This is a genomic window from Streptomyces sp. ATLC9 (genome assembly GCF_057196705.1).
Genome location: NZ_JBXUOY010000597.1, coordinates 1 through 441, shown reverse-complemented (window position 1 = coordinate 441; position 441 = coordinate 1). Strand labels below are relative to the sequence as shown.

Genomic DNA, 441 nt, shown 5'->3' with positions numbered 1-441 from the left:
CCTGAAGGAGAAGAAGCTCACGCGACTGCGCCGGGACAAGGTCGGTTTCATCTTCCAGGCGTTCAATCTGCTGCCCACCCTGACGGCGCTGGAGAACATCACGCTGCCGATGGACATCGCCGGCCGCAGGCCCGAGCGGGAGTGGCTGGACCGGGTGGTGGAGACGGTCGGCCTGTCGGGCCGGCTGAAGCACCGGCCCAACCAGCTCTCCGGCGGCCAGCAGCAGCGCGTGGCCGTCGCCCGCGCGCTGGCGGCCCGGCCGGAGATCATCTTCGGTGACGAGCCGACCGGCAACCTCGACTCGCGTGCGGGCGCCGAGGTGCTGGGCTTCCTGCGCGAATCGGTGCGGGAGCTGGGTCAGACCGTGGTCATGGTGACGCACGACCCGGTGGCCGCCTCGTACGCGGACCGGGTCGTCTTCCTCGCCGACGGCCGGATCGT

Annotated in this window: 1 protein-coding gene; it reads left to right on the top strand. The window is 70.7% G+C overall.

What is annotated here, in order from left to right; genetic code table 11:
- The coding region (locus AC2CJA_RS27245) for an ABC transporter ATP-binding protein (RefSeq protein WP_484605282.1) at positions 1-441 on the top strand (441 nt) is incomplete at both ends.